This window comes from Photorhabdus sp. RM71S (assembly GCF_042879355.1).
Taxonomy (GTDB): Bacteria; Pseudomonadota; Gammaproteobacteria; order Enterobacterales; family Enterobacteriaceae; genus Photorhabdus; species Photorhabdus kayaii.
Genome location: NZ_JBHFKV010000272.1, coordinates 1 through 259, shown reverse-complemented (window position 1 = coordinate 259; position 259 = coordinate 1). Strand labels below are relative to the sequence as shown.

Genomic DNA, 259 nt, shown 5'->3' with positions numbered 1-259 from the left:
GGGTTCGAAATGAAGCCTGACCACCATTTGTGCCACACGATCCGCAACCGTGGGGATCCCCAGCAGACGTTCACCTCCCGACTTCTTAGGGATAGCGACACCTTTCACCGGAGGCGGATAATAACTGCCCGATGATAAGCGGTTCCAGAGTTTGTACAGATTGTCTTTCAGATTGGATTCAAAATCCGCGAGGGTTTGACCCTCCACGCCTGCCGCACCTTGATTGGCTTTAACCCATAACCAGGCACGGTACACTTCC

General features: G+C 53.3%; 1 protein-coding gene. It reads right to left on the bottom strand.

The window, feature by feature from the left end; all coding sequences use genetic code 11:
* Nucleotides 1-255: hypothetical protein (locus tag ACGF5R_RS24865; RefSeq protein WP_387693318.1), on the bottom strand; the 255-nt coding region annotated here is incomplete at its 3' end.
* Nucleotides 256-259: the final 4 nt, after the last annotated feature.